The organism is Roseixanthobacter psychrophilus (assembly GCF_043195195.1).
Classification (GTDB): Bacteria; Pseudomonadota; Alphaproteobacteria; order Rhizobiales; family Xanthobacteraceae; genus NCEH01.
The window spans coordinates 1-2,848 of record NZ_JBAFWT010000104.1; the positions used below are offsets into that span (position 1 = coordinate 1).

General features: G+C 67.8%; 2 protein-coding genes and 2 tRNA genes. 2 read left to right on the forward strand and 2 right to left on the reverse strand.

Annotated features, from left to right (window positions below; genetic code table 11):
- Positions 1-62: 62 nt before the first annotated feature.
- Complete coding sequence (locus V5F77_RS28435) at positions 63-908, reverse strand: TrmH family RNA methyltransferase (RefSeq protein ID WP_429008414.1); 846 nt, start codon at positions 906-908, stop codon at positions 63-65.
- 75 nt (positions 909-983) lie between these two features.
- Positions 984-1,793, reverse strand: a complete 810-nt coding sequence (locus tag V5F77_RS28440) for a molybdate ABC transporter substrate-binding protein (RefSeq protein ID WP_429008415.1) — start codon at positions 1,791-1,793, stop codon at positions 984-986.
- Positions 1,794-2,139: 346 nt separating this feature from the next.
- On the opposite strand from V5F77_RS28440, the gene V5F77_RS28445 reads away from it, so the two are divergent.
- Positions 2,140-2,224, forward strand: a tRNA-Tyr gene (locus V5F77_RS28445).
- A gap of 336 nt (positions 2,225-2,560) precedes the next feature.
- A tRNA-Gly gene (locus V5F77_RS28450) sits at positions 2,561-2,634 on the forward strand.
- The last annotated feature ends 214 nt before the right edge of the window (positions 2,635-2,848 follow it).

The following is a 2,848-nucleotide window of genomic DNA, read 5'->3' on the forward strand; positions in this document are numbered from 1 at the left end:
TTAGATGCAGGGCGAAAAATGCTGCGCTGCAACCCAATAGGGCGGCGCAGCCGAAGAAAAGCTCAGCCGGCTTTCTTAAGGGCGCGGCGCGCGATACCGAGCGAAAGCGCGGCGGCATTGGAGACATTCAGGCTCTTGATGGCCCCGGGCAGGTCGATCCGGGCCAGCACGTCGCAGGTTTCGCGCGTGAGCTGGCGTAGCCCCTTGCCTTCGGCGCCGAGCACCAGGGCGAGCGGCGCTCGCAGGGGCGTGTCTTCAAGGTCGGCCGCGCCTTCGCTGTCGAGACCGACCACCAGCATGCCCTCGCTCTTCAGTTCGGTGAGCGCACGGGCAAGATTAGTGACGAGGCAGAACGGCACATGCTCAAGCCCGCCGGAGGCGCTCTTCGCCAGCACGCCGGTGGCCGGCGGGCTATGGCGGGCGGTAGTGATGATGGCGCCCACGGCGAACGCCGCCGCTGAGCGCACGATGGCGCCCACATTGTGCGGGTCGGTGATCTGGTCGAGCACCAGCACAAGGTCATGCCTGGCGGCCTGCCGCAGCGCGGGGGAGGGCAGGTGGTCGCTGTGGACCAGCAGGCCCTGGTGCACGGCGTCCGGGCCGAGCAGCTTGTCAATGTCGCCGGGCCGCACCATTTCGGGCGCGATGGGCAGCTTGAAGCCCTCTTCGGCGAGGCGGTTTATGGCGTTTTCGGTGGCGAGGATCTTGCGGAAGCGCCGCTTGGGATTGGCCAGGGCCTCCGTCACCGTGTGCCAGCCGTAGAGCAGGGCGACGTCGTCATCGCCTTCCCATTTGGGCGGCGGGCCGCCGCTGCGCGGACGACGGGGCGGAAACGGGCGCTTGCCCGCCTTGTCGAAGGCAGGGCGGGCGCCGGGGCGGGACGGGGGGCGGCTTGGCCGATCAGACATGGCACAGCGATGTCAGAGCCGGCCGGCGCGCGCAAGAGCCAAACACGCAGTCCCGCGCGCCGTGCCGCCGAAGGTTCAGGGGCGCGGCGGCAGCATGCCCTTTTCCGCGCGCACCTCGGCCGCCTTCGGGCCGGCCAGAAGGTCGATGAAGGCCTGCGCCTCGGCGCGATGAGAGGTGTCCACGGCAACGGCGGCGGAATAGGCGGTTTCGTTCTGCACCTCGGCCGGCAGCGGTCCCACCAGTTCCGCGCCCTTCACCGCCAGGATCTCGCTGGTCTGGTGCAGGGCGAGGTCGGCCTCGCCGGACACGAGGCGGCGCGCCACCAGTCCGCCGGGCACCAGGACGCTCTTCTTCCTGACCGCATCGGCGATGCCGAGCCGTTCGAACATCTGCACCAGATAGGCGCCACTCGATCCGCCCGAGGCGGGGTCGATGAAGGCCACCGCGCGCGCATCGAGCAGCGTCTGGCGGAGCGCCGCGACGGTGGAAATATCGGGTTTCGGCGCGCCGGCCGCGACCGCGACCGCGATGCCCACCCGTGCCACCTCGGTCATCGGCCCAGCGATGCGGCCGGCCTTGGCGAGGGTGTCGAGCGCGCCGGGGGGCAGGATCACGATGTCGAAGCGCTCACCCCCGGCGATGCGGCGCACAAGCGCGCCGGCCGTGTCGTTGTCCACAAGCAGGCTGCGGCCGCCGGCCGATTCGAAATCGTCTTTCAGCGCCAGCACCACCGGCTTGAACGCTCCGGCAGTCAGCACGGTCAGCGTCGCCGCGCCGCTGCCGGTAGGGGCGCAACCGAGCGCGAGACCCAGCAGGGCCGCGGGCAGCAGGGCTGGCCGCTCGGGGCGGCGGCGGGTGGCCTTGAGAAACCTGTGCAGGATCATGGAAACCCTCGGCGGGACCGGCTGGACCAGGGACGCCTGTCCCCGGGGATGCCGATTCAAGCATGCCTTATCTATATCGCAGCTTTCGCGATGCGGCGCGAAAGCCCTCCTTCATCCCATAGCCGGGCGCCGGCCTGTGCTGCCGGCGCGAGGATCGGGGGTCGTGGATGAGGCCTCATTTCCGGTTGACTTGTGCCGGAGCCCCTCACATAAAGCCGATCCTTGCGGTCCCGGCGCATTGCTTCGGGTGTGCATAGAGGGTCCCGCCGGGCTTCCGGCGCGGGTCAGCGCTTGAAACCTCGGCTGAAAATTTGCAGTCGGGGGACGAGACGACGGGCGTCGATGTGGAGGGGTGCCCGAGTGGTTAAAGGGGACGGACTGTAAATCCGTTGGCTCTGCCTACGTTGGTTCAAATCCAACCCCCTCCACCACCCGTCGTCGCACACCGGTGCGCGCGTTGTGGCGATACCGGCAAGAGAGGGCATCGCGGCCCTCGCCCATGCATCACTTTCTTCAGCATCGGTTTCGCCGGTTTTTCTTTCCCATGGGTCATCTTCAGGTCTACCCGGCCTGTGCATTGATCCAGATGGGGCTTTTGCGGTGGAATCTCCTATGTTATGGCTGCGCGGCGCCATGAACGGGCATGCGGGAATGGGCATCGGCGAGGCACTGACGGTCTGTTCCGACGATTGGAACAACTGGTCGCAGTGAGCAAACGCCGCCGCTTCCCGCGCCGTCCGACATGGTCCGCCGCGCTTGCGCGGTACGCGGGTGTAGCTCAATGGTAGAGCAACAGCCTTCCAAGCTGATGACGAGGGTTCGATTCCCTTCACCCGCTCCAATCAGGGACGCCGACGACTTGGGACTTCGGGCTGTTCAGGCCTCGAGCTGATGGACGGGCCGTGGGGCCGGACCGGATGGCGCGTCGGAGCGCCACGCATGCCGCCTGTGCGCTTCGGGCGCATGGCGGCTCTTGCGAACTTGTTCGAAACCCCCTATCCCACGGCGGCCTTTTTGCAGCCTGACACGGCGCCACCGAAGGACTGAGAGATAAG

Excerpts from the sequence above, each read along its gene's own strand:
- V5F77_RS28440 (WP_429008415.1), bottom strand. The coding sequence starts at position 1,793 with ATGATCCTGCACAGGTTTCTCAAGGCCACCCGCCGCCGCCCCGAGCGG.
- V5F77_RS28435 (WP_429008414.1), bottom strand. The coding sequence starts at position 908 with ATGTCTGATCGGCCAAGCCGCCCCCCGTCCCGCCCCGGCGCCCGCCCT.